Raw genomic sequence first — 17,058 nt, 5'->3', positions numbered from 1 at the left:
TCAGGCCGCAGCGGTTACGGCATGGCGGCCGATGCCGCCTGTACCGGTACGTTCTGCACCGGCACCAGCTGCAGGTCGGCGCGCGTGCCATTGCGGTTGACGACTTCCTGAATCGTGTCGGTGATAAAGCTCAGCTGCCCGTTGACGGTGACCGCCGCGCTCAATATGACGCGGGCGTTCGGCTGAATGTCCGCCGGGTTATAGGGCACGGCGAAAGTGAACGGCGCCTGCTGGCCTTCGGTACGGATAGTGCGCTGGGCGATCACCTTGGACGGCGCATCCGCCAGCGAGGCATCGGACAGCGTGACCGTCAGCACCGCATGCGGCGGCAACGCGATGCGCTGGGCGATATTCACCGTCCCCGTCACCGCAGGACCGGTCACCTGCATTTGCTGTGCGGTCGCCGGGCTTCCTGCTGCCGATGTCGGGGCATCTACGCCATTCTGGGCGCAGCCGGCCAGCGTCACGGCAGCGGCCCCAGCAAGGATTTGCCAGAATTTCATCGAGCTGTCTCCTTCTTTATTATCAACAAATTGGCGGCTTACGCCGTCTTACCTCTTAAACCTAGCACAAAACTCTGAGACATTCCCACCCGTCTGCCGATTAATCAGCCGGCGCAACGGTGGGCCGTACGCGCACGCACATTGACACTGACAGCAGGAAAACGGGGTTGTACTATTGCCCGCAACGATCACCAGCCGGTACGAACGCGATGAAAAGTGATATGAACAGCATTCCGGTTTTTCTGGCCGCCGCTGAAGCCGGCAGCTTCTCGCGCGCCGCGGAAAATCTCTACCTGACGCGTTCCGCCGTCACCAAAACCATCGCCCGGCTGGAGACCCGCCTGGGCGTCACCCTGTTTAACCGCACCACCCGCAGCCAGAGCCTGACCGAGCAGGGCATGCTGTATTACGAGCACTGTCGGCGCGCCGTTAACGAGATCCAGCAGGCGGAAGATCTGCTGGCCGGCGATGGCCTGCAGCTCAGCGGACGTCTGCGGGTGTCGATGCCGGTACTGTTCGGCCACCTCTGCATCGCGCCGCTGCTGACCACGCTGGCGCAGCAGCATCCCGGGCTGCGGCTGGATATGGCGTTCAGCGATCGGGTGGTCGATCTGGCGGAAGAAGGGTTCGATCTGGCGATCCGCATCGGCGAGCTGGCCGACAGCAGCAGCCTGATCGCCCGCCGGTTGGCGGCGCACAGCATGGTGTTCTGCGCCGCGCCCGCCTATCTGGCGCGGGCCGGCGAACCAACATCAGCGCAGGATCTTGAGCAACACGCCGCCATTGCCTATACCCGCGCCGGCCGGCTGCAGAAATGGCGCATCGGCAGCGCGCAGGGAAAGGTGCTGGAAATCACGCCGCAGGCGAAACTGATGATGGATGATATGCAGGCGATCAAAGATGCCGCGCTCGCCGGCTGCGGCATTGCCTGGCTGCCCTACTGGCTGGTGCGCGATGCGTTAAGTACCGGCGCGCTGCAGGCCATTCTGACGGCAAACGACGGCGGCAGCTGGCCGGTTTATGCCGTCTGGCCGCGCAACGCACGGCTGCCGCTCAAGGTCAGAGTGGCGGTTGATCGCCTGATCAGCGAGCTGCCCGCCAGAATGGCGGCGGCGGAAGCCCCGTCGCCGGATGCGTAACGCTTACGCCAGCTGCGCAATAGTGGTCTGCGCCTGCGCGATCCCCTGCGCCCGGCCATGCGGTCTGGCATCCAGCCCCTCCGCATAAATAAACTCGACATCGTTCACGCCAATCAGCCCCAGCACGCCGCGCAGATACGGCGTCACCGCATCCGTCAACTGGCCGACATGCACCCCGCCGCGCGAACTGACGACGATCGCCTTCACCTCTGCAACCAACCCCACCGGATAATGAGCGGTATAGTTGAAGGTCATACCGGCGCGGGTCACCAGATCGAACCAGTTTTTCAGCTGCGTCGGCACATTCAGGTTATACATCGGCGCGCCAATCAGCAGCAGATCGCTCGCTTTCAGCTCGGCAATCAGCCGGTCGGATAGCGTCACCACCCGCTGCGCCCGCTCGCCAATCGGCTGGGCGCCGCGCAGGGCGGCGAACAGTTCACCGTCCAACACCGGTAACTCCAGGGCCGTCAGGTCATGTTCGATAATCTCGTCATCCAGCCCCTTTGCCCGCCGCGCCGCCAGAAAGTCATCAATCAGCGCGTTGCTCTGGGAGGCGTCCCCCATAATGCTGGATTTAAGCACCAGTAATTTACTCATCATATTTCCCGAATTTATTGTCTCTCACGGCTGCGCGCCGTACGGCGCAGGCCTCCATAGCGCTAGGCTAACACCGAAATAATGGAAACATTGTTGATATAACAGCACGACAATGGTGCCTAAAAGGCAACAATTTGCGATTACCGGGAATCGCTTTGCGACTCGCCGCGCGAAGTTCATACTAGAACGATGGCGGTTAGATTTAGCCTGTTGACGACTTAACGTGATCTTCCGCACACTACACAAAACAATTATTAGAAGGATCATCTTTTATGAGCCAGGCATTGAACAACCTTCTTGAGCTGCTCAAGTTGGAAAAAATCGAAGAGGGCCTGTTCCGCGGGCAAAGCGAGGATCTGGGCCTGCGTCAGGTATTCGGCGGTCAGGTCGTCGGCCAGGCGCTCTACGCCGCCAAAGATACGGTGCCGGCCGAGCGCAGCGTGCACTCGTTCCACAGCTACTTTCTGCGTCCGGGCGACAGCAGCAAGCCGATCGTTTACGACGTCGAAACGCTGCGCGACGGCAACAGTTTCAGCGCCCGCCGGGTCAGCGCTATCCAGAACGGCAAGCCTATCTTCTATATGACCGCCTCGTTCCAAAGCCCGGAAGCGGGTTTTGAACACCAGAACACCATGCCCGACGTGCCGCCGCCGGAAGGTCTGATGTCCGAATCAGAAATCGCCCAGCAGCTGGCGCATATGCTGCCGGAGAAAGTGCGCGATAAATTTATCTGTCAGAAACCGCTGGAAGTACGCCCGGTTAAATTCCATAACCCGCTGCAGGGCAAGGTGGACGAGCCGTATCGCTACGTCTGGCTGCGCGCTAACGGCGCCATGCCGGACGACGCGCGCATTCACCAGTATCTGCTGGGCTATGCCTCCGATCTGAACTTCCTGCCGACGGCGCTGCAGCCGCACGGCGTCGGCTTCCTGGAGCCGGGCATGCAGGTGGCGACCATCGACCACTCCATGTGGTTCCACCGTCCGTTCCGCATGGACGACTGGCTGCTCTACGCGGTGGAAAGCACCTCGGCGTCCGGCGCGCGCGGCTTTGTGCGCGGGCAGTTCTATACCCGCGACGGCGTGCTGGTCGCCAGCACGGTGCAGGAAGGGGTCATGCGCCGCCATACGGCATAACGCCGGCCACAAAAAAAGGCGATGTTTCCATCGCCTTTTTTGCTTCATCACTATTTTATTATCGATTTACTGGTTGTAGGCGCTCTCGCCATGGCTGTTGATATCCAGCCCTTCGCGCTCCTGCTCTTCCGGTACGCGCAGCCCCACCAGCACGCCGGCAATCTTGAAGGCGATAAACGCGGCGACGCTGGACCAGATCAGCGTAATGATCACGCTGAGCAGCTGGATCCACACCTGATGTCCCATGGTGACGCCTTCCGCATAACCGGAACCGCCCAGTGACGAGGCGGTGAACACCCCGGTCAGCAGACAGCCGACGATGCCGCACACGCCGTGTACGCCGAATACGTCGCAGGTATCATCCACATTCAGCCATTTCTTCAGCGTCACCACGCCCCACAGGCCGGCGATCCCGCCGACCAGGCCGATAATCAGCGCGCCGCCGACGCCGACGGTACCCGCGGCCGGCGTAACGGCAACCAGCCCGGCAATACAGCCGGAGCAGGCGCCCAGCAGCGACGGTTTACCGCGCACCAGCCATTCGGCAAACACCCAGGAGAGGATGGCGCCGGCGGTGGCGACCACCGTGTTCAGGAAAGCTAATGCGGCAACGCCGTTGGCCTCGCCGGCGGAACCGGCGTTAAAGCCGAACCAGCCGATATACAGAATCGAAGTACCGGTAAAGACCATCGGCAGGTTGTGCGGTTTGAACGCCTCCTTGCCAAAGCCCGCGCGCTTGCCCAGCAGATAGGCGCCGATCAGGCCGGCGCTGGCGGCGTTAATATGCACCACCGTGCCGCCGGCAAAATCCAGCGCGCCGTCGGCCGCCAGGAAGCCGCCGCCCCACACCATATGGGCAATCGGCAGATAAGAGAGGGTGAACCAGATCGCCGCAAAAATAATCACCGCGGAAAAGCGGATGCGCTCGGCAAACCCGCCGACCACCAGCGCCACGGTAATACAGGCGAAGGAGCACTGGAACGCCACGTGCACCAGCTGGCTATAGGAGCCGGTAATGCTGTCAATGCCGATGCCTTTCAACATTGCGGTGCCGAAGCCGCCGTAAAACGCATTGCCCTCGCTGAACGCCAGACTGTAGCCATACAGCACCCACAGTACGCACACCAGCGCAAAGGTCACCATCACCTGAGTGAGCATCGACAGCACATTCTTACCGCGCAGCAAGCCACCATAGAATAATGCGATACCTGGTAAAGTCATAAACAGCACCAATGCGGTGCAAATCATCATAAAGGCGTTATCGGCCTTATCGAGGGCCGCCGGAGCCGCCTGAGCCAGAGAGGGCGACAAGGCTGCCGCGCTCAGGCCCAACATGGATAAACGTTTTTTCATTATTGTCTCATCCCCATTTCAGTCGCTGAGTCGGTATTTACAGCGCGGCTTCATCGGTTTCGCCGGTACGTATGCGAATCACGCGTTGCAGTTCAGCCACAAAAATTTTGCCGTCGCCAATTTTGCCGGTGTAGGCGGCCTTGCTAATCACATCAACCACCTCATCCAATTGATCGTCGGCAATGGCAATATCGATTTTGACTTTGGGTAAAAAATTGACGCTGTATTCGGCGCCGCGGTACAGCTCGGCATGCCCTTTCTGGCGGCCAAACCCTTTGACTTCGGTGACGGTCAGCCCCTGAATGCCTACTGAGGATAGGGCTTCACGCACGTCCTCCAACTTGAATGGTTTGATTACCACGGTAACCAGCTTCATATTGCCCCTCCACAATTAAACCCAAACTCACCCCTGGTATCACTGGGTAAAGCAAAGGCTGTGCCATAAGTTGTGTTAGGAAAAAACGCAGCGGAGGAAACGGCTGCCGACGACGGCGGCAGGGAGAGAGGAGAGAATCGATCGTTTTTTGCGCACCACGATGGTGCGCGTTGGCGCATAAAGGTGCAAAGCACGGCATACAACCGCCAGCGCTGCCTGATCGTGGTGCGTTCCCCTGCGGCTACGCCGGGAAACGCACCGGGAGATTCAGGCCGGCTGGTCGTCTTCGCGGGTTGCCGCCGCCAGCTCTTCGCCCGCCAGCTGCAGCTGATACATCTGGTAATAGCGGCCCTGCTGCGCCAACAGCTGCCGATGGTTGCCCTGCTCCAACGCATGGCCGCGGTGCAGCACCAGAATGGTATCGGCATCGACGATGGTCGATAAACGGTGGGCGATCACCACCAGCGTGGTGTGCTCGCGAATCGCCCGCAACGCATGCTGAATCGCCTGTTCGGTACCGGAATCAATATTGGCGGTCGCCTCATCCAGAATCAGGATCTGCGGCGCCTGCACCAATACGCGCGCCATCGCCAGCAGCTGTTTCTGGCCGACCGACAGGTTATTGCCCTGCTCACCCAGCCGGGTATGGATCCCCTGCGGGAAGCCGCGCACCAGCTCCGCCAACTGCACCGTCTCCAGCGCCTGCCACACCGCCTCTTCGCTGATAGTGCGCCCCAGCGTCACGTTAGCCAGCACCGACTCGGCAATCACCACCGGATCCTGCTGCACCATGGCGATCCCCTGTCGCAGCGTACGGTGCGACAGGTTGGACAGCGGCCGGCCATCCAGGCGAATCTCGCCTTCGCTCACCGGGTAGTAGCCCATCAGCAGGTTGGCCAGGGTGCTCTTGCCGCTGCCGGTATGGCCGACCAGCGCCACAAAGCCGCGCGACGGCACGCTGAGCTGAATATTTTGCAGTACCTTCTTATCCGCACGGTAGGCAAAGCTCAGGTTATCGATATCGATGCGGCCGCTCTGCAGCGGGCGCTCATCGGCGCCATAGCGCTGCTGGCTGCGATCCATCAGCTCAAAGATACGCTCGCCGGCCACCACCGCCTGCTGCAGAATCGACTGCTGCGAGGTCAGCTCAATCAGCGGCTCATTCAGCCGGCCCAGGTAGTTGATAAAGGCGTACAGCACCCCGACGCCGATGCTGCCCTCGGCGCTAAAGCCGAACAGCATCAGCAGCCCGCATAACACCAGGGCGGAGAACAGGCTCAGCAGCGGCCGCAGCAAGAAGCCGTCCAGCCGCAGCGTCTGCATGCGGGCGGTATAGTGCGACCAGCTGGCGTTGCTCATCCGCTCGCCAAAACGCACCTGCTGGCGGAACTGCTGGATCACCCCCATGCCGTTAATCACTTCGTTAAAACCGTCGTTGATATCCGCCAGATAGCTGCGCACCCGCCGCACAATCGGCGTGCTGTAATACTGGTAAATCGCCATCACCAGCAATACCGCCGGGAAGATGCAGATCGCCACCAGCGCCATGCGCCAGTCGAGACTGAACATCGCCACCAGCATCGCGCCGATCAGCGCCGCGCTTTTCAGCACGGTGGACACCACCATCACGTACAGATCCTTGATCACCTCGGTGTCATTGGTGACGCGGGAGATCAGCTGGCCGACCGGCTGGGTGTCGAACGCGCTGAGCGGCTGGCGCAGCGCGGCATCCATCACGTCGGTGCGCAGACGCTGCACCACGCCGACCGCCGCGCGATTAAACAGCAGCGCCTGAAAGTAATGCAGCGCCGCCGCCAGCATCTCCAGCAGGACGTAAGCGCCCGCTAACCCGCAGACGATCATCAGCGGCAGCTGCCCTTTGGCAACGTAGTTGTCGATAAAGTAGCTGATAAGGACCGGGCCGGCCACTTCCGCCGCCGCCGCCACCCACAGCATCAGCACCGCCAGCCCCAGCGGTTTGCGATACGGCGAGCCGTAAGCCAGCAGCCGTTTCAGCGTCGGCCACAGCTTCTGAACTTTACTCATTGGTTAACATCTCCACGCCGATTTCCGGCGCCTCATCCAGCGCGGCCTCCAACTGCTGATAGCGATACATATCGCGATACCAGCCCGGCTGCGACGCCAGTACGGCGTGCTGGCCGCGCTGCGCCACGCTGCCGTGCTGCAGGACCAGGATTTCACTGGCCTCGGTCAGCGCCGACAGCCGGTGCGCGCTAATAATTACCGTGCGGTTCTGCCCCCAGCTGCGCAGGTTGTGCAGGATCTGGTGTTCGGTGCGGCCATCCACCGCCGACAAGGCATCGTCGAGGATCAGAATTTCAGCGTCCAGCAGCAGCGCGCGCGCAATGGAGATCCGCTGTTTCTGTCCGCCGGACAGCATCACGCCGCGTTCGCCCACTTCAGTTTCATAGCCCTGCGGCAGACGCAGAATATCGTCGTGCACGCTGGCCAGCCGCGCCGCCTGTTCAATCTCCGCCTGCGTCGCATCCGGTTTACCGAGCGCGATGTTATTCGCCACGCTGTCGGAAAACAGGAACGGCGTCTGGCTGACCACCGACAGGCGGGCGCGCCAGGCGTCCAGCTTCAGCGTCGTCAGCGGTAGCGCGTGGTAGCAGATCTGGCCGTCATCAATATCGAACTGGCGCTGGATCAGGGAAAGCAGCGTGGTCTTCCCGGCGCCGGTCGGGCCGCACAGGCCGAGCATCTGCCCCGGCTTAAGCCGCAGGGCGACGTCATGCAGCGCCGCGTGCTGATTTTCCGGGTAATGAAAACGGCGGATATCCACCGTCAGCTCGCCGCGTCCGGCGGGCAAATCACGCCCGCCGTCCACCACCGCCGGTGCCTCATCCAGCAGGCTGCGCAGACGGCTGTAGGCGGCGCTGCCGCGTTCGACGATATTAAACATCCACGCCAGCGCCAGCATCGGCCAAATCATCAGCCCCAGATACATAACAAAGCTGGTCAGTTGCCCCAGGGTCAGTGTCCCGTTCACCACCATCCAGCTGCCGCCGCCGATCGCCAGCAGGTTGGCCGCGCCGATGGCCAGATAGATGGTCGGATCAAAACGCGCGTCGACGCGCGCCACATGCATATTCTTCGCGCCGGTGCGCGCCGCCACCTCGGCAAACTGGTTGGACTGGTGATCCTCCAGCCCAAAGGCCTTGATCATGCGGATGCTGGTCATGCTCTCCTGCGCCTGGTCGTTCAGGCTGGAAAATGCCGCCTGCGCCGACTTAAAGCGCTGGTGCAGCTGGTCGCCGTAATACTTGATGACGATCGCCATAATCGGCATCGGGATCAGCGACAGCAGCGTCAGCTGCCAGCTGATTTGGGTGCTCATCACGATCAGCACCACCAGCCCCATCACCAGCGAATCCACCAGCGTCAGCACGCCTTCACCGGCGGCGAACACCACCCGGTCGACGTCATTGGTGGCGCGCGCCATCAGGTCGCCGGTGCGGTGGCGCAGATAAAACGCCGGGTTTTGCCGGCTCAGCTGGCGGTAGAAATTTTCCCGCAGCTCAACCGCCAGCTGATAGGAAGCGCCAAACAGCAGGACGCGCCAGACATAGCGCAGCAGATACACCAGGATTGCGGTGGCGATCATCAGCCCCAGCCATGCCAGCAGCACGCCGGTAGACATATGCTCTTTGGTTACGCCGTCCACAATCACGCCGACCAGCTTCGGCGGCAGCAGTTGCAGAATGGCAATAATGATCAGCAGCGCCACCGCACCCAGATAGCGGCGCCATTCGCGGCGGAAATACCAGCCGATTTGAGCAAATAATCTCACGCAGTGTTATTCCAGATATTTTGGTGTTGTCGACTCTGTCGTGTTCGGATCGTCACGCGTTACATGACGGTTAGCCGAGTAGGATACCACCGTTTCCCGGCCGATTTGGTGAACTTTTCACTCCGGTAACGGCAATGCGGTAGTATATTTGATTTTCTCCATGGCAAAACTCGAAGTAACATCAATCAATCCCGGTATGCCATTCACCAGACGTTTATAAAAACGGTCAAAGCTTTTCATATCCGCCACCTGCACCTGCAGCAGATAATCAAACTCCCCGGCCATGCGATAAAACGCCAGCACCTCCGGCATCTGGGCGGCCAGGTCAACAAACTGCTGATACCACTCGCGGCTGTGCTGCTGGGTTTTAAGCATCACAAACGCCGTCAGCCCCAGCCCCAGTTTTTCATTATCCAGCAGCGCCACCCGCCCGCGGATATAGCCCTCATCCTCCAGCCGCTTGATCCGCTTCCAGCACGGCGTCGAGGTCAGGTTTACCGCATCCGCCAGCGCCTGCAGCGACAGGGTGCTGTCCTGCTGCAGCATCGACAACAGCTTAAGATCGGTTCTATCTAACATTTGGTCACCACGGAGAAATATTTTCTCCTATTTGGCCGATATAAAGGCTAAATGGCAATCTTTTTCTCTTGGTATCCACGTAATGTATCTGATGCCACGATACTTGCCGACAGGACGCCGAGATGGACAACACGCTGAGAAATACCGGAATCATTATTATCCTGTTCGCCCTGGTCGCGCTGACCTGGGGCACCACCTGGATGGCGATGAAAATCGCCGTCGCCAGCGTGCCGCCCATTTATGCGACCGGGCTGCGCTTTCTTGCCGCGTCGCCGCTGTTGCTGCTGCTGGCTTATTTCACCCGCACGCCGCTGTTATTTCCTAAAGGCAGCCGCGGGTTCCAGCTGCTGGTCTGCCTGGCTTACTTCGCCATTCCCTTTACGCTGATGATTTACGGCGAGCGCTACGTCAGCTCGGCGCTGGCGTCCATCATCTTTGCCAATATGCCCGTCGTCGTGCTGATGGCCTCGGTGCTGCTGCTGGGAGAGCGCGTCAGCATCGCGCAGCTGATCGGCCTGATCGTCGGCGTCGCCAGCCTGTCCGGTATTCTGTGGCAGGAATCCAGCGTCAGCGGCGAGACCCGCTGGCCCGGCGTGGTCGCCCTGCTGGCGGCGGTGCTGATCCACGCGGTGATGTACGTGCTGAGTAAGAAGCGCGGTGAAAAAATCTCGGTGCTGACCTTCAATGCGCTGCCCTGCCTGGGTGCCGGTATCCTGCTGTTTATCGTCGGCTATCTCACCGAAAAACCGGATACCGCCGCGTTTACCAGCGCCTCACTGCTGTCCGTGCTTTACCTCGGCGTGGTGGCCGGCGTATTCGGCATCATGGCCTACTTTGCCCTGCAGCAGAAAGCCACAGCGTTTCAGGCTTCGCTGGTGTTCCTGGTGTTTCCGCTGATTGCCATCGCCGTCGAGAAAGCGGTGGATCACACCACCATCAGCACCGTCTCACTGTGGCTGCTGGCGCCGCTGCTGGCCGGCATCCTGCTGACGCTCTACAGCGCCAAGGGCGCAAAACCGGCCCGCAGCCTGCAGCGGCTGGAAACCTCATCCCAACAATAAAAAAAGCCGGGTAGCGAACTGCCCGGCCTGCTGCAAGGGGAACGCCCGCTATACGGGGGTATAAGGGGCGTAAGGTGAATGCAGCCAATGTGCCAAATAGTGAGCCACCGCCTGATCTTCGCAGTGGCCGATAACCGGCAGGTGGGGCAGCTGCACCTTAAGCTGCGGCAGCGCATTGCCCATCACCACACCATGCCCGACCGACGCCAGCATTTCCTTGTCGTTCATCGCGTCGCCGAACGCCATACACGCCTCCAGCGTCACGTCCAGATGCTCACTCAACAGGGCCAGCGCGCTGCCCTTGTTGCATCCCTGCGGCAGCACCTCCAGACAGTCATGGGCGGACAAACACAAATCCACCCGTTCGCCAAAATAGGCCCGCAGCCGTCCCTGCAGCGCCAGCAGTTCCTCATGCTCGCCGACAAAACAGATTTTGCTGTTGCCAAACGCTGGCAAGCGCCGCGGGTCAGTCAGCTGATAGCCAAAACCGCTCAGGTGGTGCGCCTGCAGCATCGCCGGCGTCGCGGCCTCGGTCAGCCAGCCTTCATCGCGAAAAACATGCATGCCGGCGGTGGTCTGCCAGTGGCGATGGATCACCGCTTCGGCCACCTCTGGCGGCAGATCGGTGGCCTGCAAGCACTGCCCGTGCCGATCGTAGATGCGGGTGCCGTTGCCGGTGATCAAAAAGCCCTGCAGGCCCAGCTGCGCCATAATGGGCTGCGCATCAAGATAATGGCGGCCGGTGGCAAAGGTTACGGTTATCTGCCGCGCCACCAGCTGGTTCAGCACCGCCAGCGTTTCCGGGCCGACCCGGTGATCCGGCATCAGCAGCGTCCCATCCATATCAAAAGCAGCCAGGCGATACATAACAACCTCGATCGTATGCAGAAGATGACAATGTCTGCAGTATGTGATGGTATTTACGGAACTAATAGTGAACAATTTATCAAAACCGTTCCGGATTTATCGCCATGCGTCTGATTCATCGCCTTAGTCAGTATCAACGCCTGTACCAACAGCTGGGAAGCGAGCCGGCGGCCGTCACCATGGCGCAGCTGGCGGCGCTGTTTTACTGCAGCGAGCGCCACGCCCGCACTCTGGTGCAGCAGTTTCAGGAGCAGGGCTGGCTCAGCTGGCGTTCACAGGCCGGCCGCGGCAAACGGGCACGGCTGCACTGTCTGAAAACGCCGGACGAACTGCGCGCCGCCCTGTTGCAACAGCTGCTGCTGCAGGGCGATCATCAAAACGCGCTGGAGCTGGCCCGTTTAGACCCGCAGCGTCTGCAGCAGCTGCTGGCGCCGCATTTGGGCGGCCAGTGGCAGGCGGGCAGTCCTACGCTGCGCATCCCCTACTATCGTCAGCTGGAATCCCTCGATCCGCTGGCGCTTAGCGGCCGTGCCGAACAGCATCTGGCCTCGACGCTGCATGCCGGCCTGACCCGCTTTATCACCGGCAATCCACAGCCCCAGCCGGATCTGGCTCACCACTGGCAGGTTGAGGACGATGGCCTGCGCTGGCGCTTCTTCCTGCGCAGCCAGCTGCGCTGGCATAATGGCGAGCCGATCACCGGCCAGCAACTGCTGCAGACGCTGGAAAAACAGCGTCGGCATCCGCGCGGGCAGGCCAGCCTGGCGAATGTCGCCGCTGTCAGCCTGCCGCACGCGCTGTGCCTGCAGTTCGATCTGCATAGCGCCGATTACTGGCTGCCTTACCGCCTGGCGGAGCTGCCCTGTCTGATGACCCACCCGGACGATGCCGCCATCGGCGCCGGCCCGTTCAAACTGGCATTGAATGAAACGCATCTGGTGCGGCTGGAGCAGCACCCGTTCTACCACCTGCAGCATCCCTATCTGGACAGCATTGAATATTGGATCACCCCCGAGCTGCAGACGGACGGCAATGGCAACACCACCAGCTGTCAGCATCCGGTGCGCATCACCATCGGCCAGCAGGACGATCTGGCGCTGGCGCGCCCGGTACAGCGCAGCATGAGCCTGGGCTGGTGCTATCTGGCGCTGAATCTGCGCCGCGGCGTGCTGAGCGAGGCGCAGGGGCAAAAACTGCTGATGTTAATCCAACGTTCGGGACTGCTGGCCGATCTGCCGCTGCCGAACGGCGTGATCATTCCCAGCCAGGAGATGCTGCCCGGCTGGGGGATCCCCAGCCATCAGGCCAGCGACGAGACGCCGCTGCCGGCCAAACTGACGCTGCTGTACCACCCGCCGGTTGAGCTGATCACGGTCACCGAGGCGCTGCAAGCGCTGCTGGCGGAACAGGGCTGCGAACTGGAGGTGCGCTATTTCTCCGGCAAACGCTGGCAGAGCAGCGAACAAATCGCCCAGGCCGACCTGCTGCTGGCGGATAACCTGATCGGCGAAGCGCCGGAGTCGACGCTGGAAAGCTGGCTGCGGCAGGACGTGCTGTGGCAGGGAATTCTGCCGCCTCGCCGCTGGCGGCAACAGCAACAAACGCTGCTGCGCATCCAACAGTTCCCGGATGAACAGCGGCGGATCCGCGAACTCAAAAGCTACTACCAGCAGTTGATGAGCGCCGCCATCATTACCCCGCTGTTTCACTATCAATATCAGATCAGCGCGCCGCCGCGCATGCAGGGCGTGAGGTTAACCGCGCATGGCTGGTTCGATTTTGGCCAGGCGTGGCTGCCGCCGCCGCTGAACTAATCCCGCAGCTACGCGGTTTTCCCCGCGTCTGCTACCATAGTGGTTCATATTTTTGGCCTCCCGAATGTGCATCGGGCCTGGCCGCAGCAAATAAGGTTTATTCTATGAAACGCGCAGTCGTTGTTTTTAGTGGTGGGCAAGACTCCACGACCTGCTTAATTCAAGCCTTACAGCAGTATGATGAAGTTCACTGCGTCACGTTCGATTACGGCCAGCGTCACCGCGCGGAAATTGATATCGCTCGTGAGCTGTCGCAGTCACTGGGCGCCAAGGCGCATAAAGTGCTGGATGTCGGCCTGCTGAATGAACTGGCCATCAGCAGCCTGACGCGCGACGATATCCCGGTGCCGGCGTTCAGCGCCGAGCAGGACGGGCTGCCCAGCACCTTTGTACCGGGACGCAATATCCTGTTCCTGACGCTGGCGGCGATTTACGCCTATCAGGTCGAGGCGGAAGCGGTGATCACCGGCGTGTGTGAAACCGACTTTTCCGGCTACCCGGACTGCCGCGACGAGTTTGTCAAAGCGCTCAATCAGGCGGTGGTGCTTGGCATCGCCCGCGATATTCGTTTTGAAACGCCGCTGATGTGGCTGAACAAGGCCGAAACCTGGGCGCTGGCCGACTATTACCAGCAGTTGGATCTGGTGCGGCAGCAGACGCTGACCTGCTACAACGGCATCAAGGGCGACGGCTGCGGTGAATGTGCCGCCTGCCACCTGCGCGCGAACGGCCTGCAGCAGTATCAGGGCAACCGCCCGGCGGTGATGGCCGAGCTGAAGCGCAAAACCGGCCTGGCCTAAACGCTGGCGGCAACGGGCGGCCCAGCGGCCGCCCCTCTTGCCGCTTTACAGCGCCTGCAGCTTTTCACGCAGCTCGCCGTCAATCGGCACCGCGCGCTGGGTAGTCAAATCCACGCAGACAAACGTCACCAGCGCATCCGCCACCTGAGCGCCGTCGCTTTCCCGGGTAATCCTCTGGCTTAACACCCCGCTTTTACCGTTCAGCTGCTCCAGCTGGCTCTCCACGCACAGCTTATCGCCCAGCAGCGCCGGCACGCGGTAGTTAATATTGATGTTCACCACCACAAACGCGATATTGTTGGCCATCATCCAGCGAAACTCTTCGCGGTTATCCAGCCAGTCCCAGCGCGCTTCCTCCAAAAACTCCAGATAACGGGCGTTATTCACGTGCTGATAAACATCAAGGTGAAAGCCGCGAACTTTGATATAGGTTTGCATAGTGGTGCTCCAGCCTGGTAATCGCCAAACGGGCGGGCGCCTTACCGGCCCCTGCCGCTGTTATTATAAGGTCGCACCAACTGGTACGACCTGTAAAAGGTAGCAGAGGAACGCGGCCGCCGAGTTTTTTTGCCCTGCGGCCGCGATCGGGATCACATTCTCAACCGCTCCCGGTTTCTCTCCAGCAGCGCCAGCCCGATGCCCGGCACCTCCTGCAGCTGTTCAATATCGCTAAACGGCCCGTTTTGCTCGCGATAGCGGACGATGGCCTCGGCCTTTTTCAGGCCGACGCCGTTCAGCGCCTCGGCAAGCTGCTCTGCGCTGGCCTGATTGATGCTGACCGTCTCCTGCCCGCCCGCCATACCGGCCGTCGCCGTCGGCTGTGCCCGTACCGCCGATGAGGTCTGCACCACGCCCGGCTTTTCCGCCGCCGCAGTCAGTGAAGGGAACAAGCACAGCGCGATGCTCAGCAGCGCGCCGGCGAGGGTTTGATGGCGTGCAAGCGCCAGGTTTTGGGTTAATGACATAGCTGTATCCTCCTTGTGTTGTACAGCCCGTCCACCTTGCGGCAAACCCCAAACGACGGCAAACGGCAAACCGCAGATATGGAAAAGGCCGCGAAAGCGGCCTTTGTCAGTTACATCAGGTTGCAAAGAAATGCGTGGCTTATTGCGGCTGTTGCTCCGCGCTGCCCATTTTGATCTTGGCGTCCTTACGCAGATTCGCCAGCAGGGAATCGAAGGTGACGCCGACCGAACCTTCCTGCATTTTATCGCTGAAGGTTTTCATCTCTTCCGCCGACAGCGAACCCGGTTTGACCGTATCCAGCGCGATCAGCACCACGTTGTCCTGGCGATCCTGCGACATGCCGTAAACCGGCTTGCCCTGCTGCGGATGCGGCAGCGCAAAGACGCTCTCTTCCAGCTGCACGCCCTGCCCGCTACGGGTCATCTTCTGCTCCGCGCCAAAGCTCAGGCCGGCCGCTTGCAGCGCCTGGTCGCCTTTACCCTGTTTCAGCTCGGTCAGCAGTTTCTCGCCCTGCAGCTTGGCCGCCTGCTCTGCCTTGTTGCGCTTCACCAGCTCGGCAACGCGCTCTTTCACCTTGTCGAACGGCTCTACGCCTTCCGCTTTGTGGCCGGTAACGCGCACCACGAAGGCGCGGTCGCCCTCAACGGTGATCACATCCGAGTTGCTGCCCGGCGTGCCGTTCTCGCCAATCAGCGAACCGTCGAAGACCGCCTGCACGACAGGTTTGAAGTTCAGCTCGGCCGGAACGTTATCGCGGGTAAACCAGGCGGTCTGCACCGCTTTGACGCCCGCAGCTTCTTCCGCCGAGGCCAGCGATTCATTATCGTTGGTCGCCGCTTCACTCACCTTCTGCTGCAGCGCAAAGTAGGCGTCCAGCCCTTTTTCCTGCTTCACCTTGGCGGCGATCGCGTCATGCACTTCGCTCAGCGGCTTCAGCTTCTCCGCTTCGATGTCGTTCAGACGCACAATCAGGTAGCCCACGGACGATTTCACCACGCCGGAAGTCTGGCCTTTTTCGGTCAGGTCGGCCTGCTTCAGTTCGTCGGCGGTGGTATCCGGCTCCAGCCAGCCCAGCTCGCCGCCGTTGCGCTTGGAGATGATATCGGTAGATTTCTCTGCCGCCAGCTTGGCGAAATCGGCGCCCTTGTTCAGCTCATCCAGCACCGCTTTGGCTTCCGCCTCGGTTTTCAGCTGAATCACGCTGTAGTTCTTGCGCTCCGGCTGGCCGAAGCTGCTCTTGTGCTGCTCGTAATAGCTGCTGATATCCGCATCGCTGACCGTGACTTTGCCCTGCATCGCCGCGGCGTCCATCGGGATATAGCTCACCTGCACCTGTTCAGGGGCGATGAAGCTGTTCTTGTTCTGCTCGTAATACGCGCTGAGTTCGTCATCGCTCACGCTCTGCTTGGCCTGCAGCGCCTTGAGATCGATGGTCGCCAGGCGAACGTCGCGCTCTTGCAGCATCAGCGCCGCCATCGCGTCAGACTCGGCCGGCAGTACAAAGCCGGAGTGGCCGAACGCCTGAATAACCTGCTGGTTCACCAGCTGCTGACGCATCGACTGCGCATAGTTATCGGCGCTGTAGCCCATGCGGGTAATCAAATCGAGATACTTGGCGTTATCAAACTGACCGTTGGTCTGGAAGTAAGGCGCTTTGCGGATAGCGTCCTTGACCTGGTCGTCGCTGATGCTCAGGCCCAGTTTCTCTGCGTACTGGTCGAGCAGCATGTTATCGATCAGCTGAGACAGCGTCTGACGACGCAGCTGCTGCATGTAGCCTTCATTACCGGCCAGCGCCGAGAACTGATCGCCCAGCTGCTGCTGCATGCGGCTACGTTCGCTCTGGAAAGCCTGCTCCAGCTTGGCGCGTTCGATCACCTGGCCGTTGACTTTCGCTGCATAATCGCCGGAACCGCCGATCAGGTAGTTACCTACCCCGGTCAAAACAAATGACAGGATGATCAGGGCCAGGATAATTTTGAGCACGACGTGGTTAGCAGCCGCGCGTAAACTGTCCATCATAGTGTGACAACACTCCGCTGTGATGTGG

General features: G+C 60.8%; 16 protein-coding genes. 5 read left to right on the top strand and 11 right to left on the bottom strand.

What is annotated here, in order from left to right:
- Nucleotides 1–14: 14 nt before the first annotated feature.
- Complete coding sequence (locus I6G83_RS12200; RefSeq protein WP_015671209.1) at nt 15–503, bottom strand: YbaY family lipoprotein; 489 nt, start codon at nt 501–503, stop codon at nt 15–17.
- Nucleotides 504–712: 209 nt separating this feature from the next.
- Between I6G83_RS12200 and I6G83_RS12195 the strand changes: the two genes are divergently transcribed.
- Nucleotides 713–1,642 (top strand): LysR family transcriptional regulator, encoded by a 930-nt coding sequence (locus I6G83_RS12195; protein ID WP_054305430.1) that lies wholly within the window; start codon nt 713–715, stop codon nt 1,640–1,642.
- A 3-nt stretch (nt 1,643–1,645) separates the two neighbouring features.
- Here the strand turns inward: I6G83_RS12195 and I6G83_RS12190 are convergent, their stop codons facing one another.
- Nucleotides 1,646–2,242: an NAD(P)H-dependent oxidoreductase gene (locus tag I6G83_RS12190; protein WP_054305467.1), complete on the bottom strand. Its 597-nt coding sequence runs from the start codon at nt 2,240–2,242 to the stop codon at nt 1,646–1,648.
- Nucleotides 2,243–2,514: 272 nt separating this feature from the next.
- Here I6G83_RS12190 and tesB point away from each other — a divergent pair, with 272 nt between their 5' ends.
- The gene (tesB, locus tag I6G83_RS12185) at nt 2,515–3,378 is read left to right on the top strand and encodes an acyl-CoA thioesterase II (RefSeq protein ID WP_054305431.1); all 864 of its coding nucleotides are present in this window, start codon (nt 2,515–2,517) and stop codon (nt 3,376–3,378) included.
- Between the two features lie 66 nt (nt 3,379–3,444).
- On the opposite strand, the gene amtB is transcribed toward tesB, so the two are convergent.
- The 5 genes from amtB to I6G83_RS12160 all read right to left on the bottom strand — a co-directional run bounded on the left by amtB (nt 3,445) and on the right by I6G83_RS12160 (nt 9,500).
- Complete coding sequence (gene amtB / locus I6G83_RS12180) at nt 3,445–4,731, bottom strand: ammonium transporter AmtB (RefSeq protein WP_015671205.1); 1,287 nt, start codon at nt 4,729–4,731, stop codon at nt 3,445–3,447.
- A 37-nt stretch (nt 4,732–4,768) separates the two neighbouring features.
- Nucleotides 4,769–5,107 (bottom strand): P-II family nitrogen regulator, encoded by a 339-nt coding sequence (gene glnK, locus I6G83_RS12175; protein WP_004949337.1) that lies wholly within the window; start codon nt 5,105–5,107, stop codon nt 4,769–4,771.
- 267 nt (nt 5,108–5,374) lie between these two features.
- Nucleotides 5,375–7,153, bottom strand: a complete 1,779-nt coding sequence (locus tag I6G83_RS12170; protein ID WP_054305432.1) for a SmdB family multidrug efflux ABC transporter permease/ATP-binding protein — start codon at nt 7,151–7,153, stop codon at nt 5,375–5,377.
- The gene (locus I6G83_RS12165; protein WP_054305433.1) at nt 7,146–8,921 is read right to left on the bottom strand and encodes a SmdA family multidrug ABC transporter permease/ATP-binding protein; all 1,776 of its coding nucleotides are present in this window, start codon (nt 8,919–8,921) and stop codon (nt 7,146–7,148) included. The genes I6G83_RS12170 and I6G83_RS12165 overlap by 8 nt, the downstream gene beginning before the upstream one ends.
- A 117-nt stretch (nt 8,922–9,038) precedes the next feature.
- Nucleotides 9,039–9,500, bottom strand: coding sequence for an Lrp/AsnC family transcriptional regulator (locus I6G83_RS12160; RefSeq protein ID WP_054305434.1), 462 nt, complete (start codon nt 9,498–9,500; stop codon nt 9,039–9,041).
- A 122-nt stretch (nt 9,501–9,622) separates the two neighbouring features.
- Here I6G83_RS12160 and I6G83_RS12155 point away from each other — a divergent pair, with 122 nt between their 5' ends.
- Nucleotides 9,623–10,561, top strand: a complete 939-nt coding sequence (locus tag I6G83_RS12155; protein ID WP_054305435.1) for a DMT family transporter — start codon at nt 9,623–9,625, stop codon at nt 10,559–10,561.
- A 48-nt stretch (nt 10,562–10,609) separates the two neighbouring features.
- On the opposite strand, the gene cof is transcribed toward I6G83_RS12155, so the two are convergent.
- The gene (gene cof, locus I6G83_RS12150) at nt 10,610–11,428 is read right to left on the bottom strand and encodes an HMP-PP phosphatase (protein WP_054305436.1); all 819 of its coding nucleotides are present in this window, start codon (nt 11,426–11,428) and stop codon (nt 10,610–10,612) included.
- A 104-nt stretch (nt 11,429–11,532) separates the two neighbouring features.
- Here cof and I6G83_RS12145 point away from each other — a divergent pair, with 104 nt between their 5' ends.
- Nucleotides 11,533–13,242, top strand: a complete 1,710-nt coding sequence (locus tag I6G83_RS12145; protein ID WP_054305437.1) for an SgrR family transcriptional regulator — start codon at nt 11,533–11,535, stop codon at nt 13,240–13,242.
- Nucleotides 13,243–13,346: 104 nt separating this feature from the next.
- Nucleotides 13,347–14,042, top strand: a complete 696-nt coding sequence (gene queC / locus I6G83_RS12140) for a 7-cyano-7-deazaguanine synthase QueC (RefSeq protein WP_054305438.1) — start codon at nt 13,347–13,349, stop codon at nt 14,040–14,042.
- A 45-nt stretch (nt 14,043–14,087) separates the two neighbouring features.
- Here queC and I6G83_RS12135 read toward each other — a convergent pair whose 3' ends face one another.
- From I6G83_RS12135 to ppiD, 3 genes are all read right to left on the bottom strand, one after another.
- A complete protein-coding gene (locus tag I6G83_RS12135) occupies nt 14,088–14,480 on the bottom strand; it encodes an acyl-CoA thioesterase (RefSeq protein WP_015671197.1) in 393 nt (130 codons plus the stop codon).
- A gap of 152 nt (nt 14,481–14,632) precedes the next feature.
- Nucleotides 14,633–15,007 (bottom strand): ComEA family DNA-binding protein, encoded by a 375-nt coding sequence (locus I6G83_RS12130; RefSeq protein WP_054305439.1) that lies wholly within the window; start codon nt 15,005–15,007, stop codon nt 14,633–14,635.
- Between the two features lie 139 nt (nt 15,008–15,146).
- Nucleotides 15,147–17,030 (bottom strand): peptidylprolyl isomerase, encoded by a 1,884-nt coding sequence (gene ppiD / locus I6G83_RS12125; protein WP_054305440.1) that lies wholly within the window; start codon nt 17,028–17,030, stop codon nt 15,147–15,149.
- Nucleotides 17,031–17,058: the final 28 nt, after the last annotated feature.

Origin of the sequence: Serratia rubidaea (assembly GCF_016026735.1) — a bacterium.
Lineage (GTDB): Bacteria > Pseudomonadota > Gammaproteobacteria > Enterobacterales > Enterobacteriaceae > Serratia_B > Serratia_B rubidaea.
Note: the sequence above shows the minus strand (reverse complement) of the source record. Positions and strands in the feature narration are given on the sequence as shown.

Coding starts and splice junctions, on each gene's coding strand:
- glnK (WP_004949337.1), bottom strand. CDS start 5,107: ATGAAGCTGGTTACCGTGGTAATCAAACCATTCAAGTTGGAGGACGTG.
- I6G83_RS12135 (WP_015671197.1), bottom strand. CDS start 14,480: ATGCAAACCTATATCAAAGTTCGCGGCTTTCACCTTGATGTTTATCAG.
- I6G83_RS12195 (WP_054305430.1), top strand. CDS start 713: ATGAAAAGTGATATGAACAGCATTCCGGTTTTTCTGGCCGCCGCTGAA.
- I6G83_RS12200 (WP_015671209.1), bottom strand. CDS start 503: ATGAAATTCTGGCAAATCCTTGCTGGGGCCGCTGCCGTGACGCTGGCC.
- I6G83_RS12170 (WP_054305432.1), bottom strand. CDS start 7,153: ATGAGTAAAGTTCAGAAGCTGTGGCCGACGCTGAAACGGCTGCTGGCT.
- I6G83_RS12160 (WP_054305434.1), bottom strand. CDS start 9,500: ATGTTAGATAGAACCGATCTTAAGCTGTTGTCGATGCTGCAGCAGGAC.
- cof (WP_054305436.1), bottom strand. CDS start 11,428: ATGTATCGCCTGGCTGCTTTTGATATGGATGGGACGCTGCTGATGCCG.
- ppiD (WP_054305440.1), bottom strand. CDS start 17,030: ATGATGGACAGTTTACGCGCGGCTGCTAACCACGTCGTGCTCAAAATT.
- I6G83_RS12145 (WP_054305437.1), top strand. CDS start 11,533: ATGCGTCTGATTCATCGCCTTAGTCAGTATCAACGCCTGTACCAACAG.
- I6G83_RS12190 (WP_054305467.1), bottom strand. CDS start 2,242: ATGAGTAAATTACTGGTGCTTAAATCCAGCATTATGGGGGACGCCTCC.
- tesB (WP_054305431.1), top strand. CDS start 2,515: ATGAGCCAGGCATTGAACAACCTTCTTGAGCTGCTCAAGTTGGAAAAA.
- queC (WP_054305438.1), top strand. CDS start 13,347: ATGAAACGCGCAGTCGTTGTTTTTAGTGGTGGGCAAGACTCCACGACC.
- I6G83_RS12130 (WP_054305439.1), bottom strand. CDS start 15,007: ATGTCATTAACCCAAAACCTGGCGCTTGCACGCCATCAAACCCTCGCC.
- I6G83_RS12155 (WP_054305435.1), top strand. CDS start 9,623: ATGGACAACACGCTGAGAAATACCGGAATCATTATTATCCTGTTCGCC.
- amtB (WP_015671205.1), bottom strand. CDS start 4,731: ATGAAAAAACGTTTATCCATGTTGGGCCTGAGCGCGGCAGCCTTGTCG.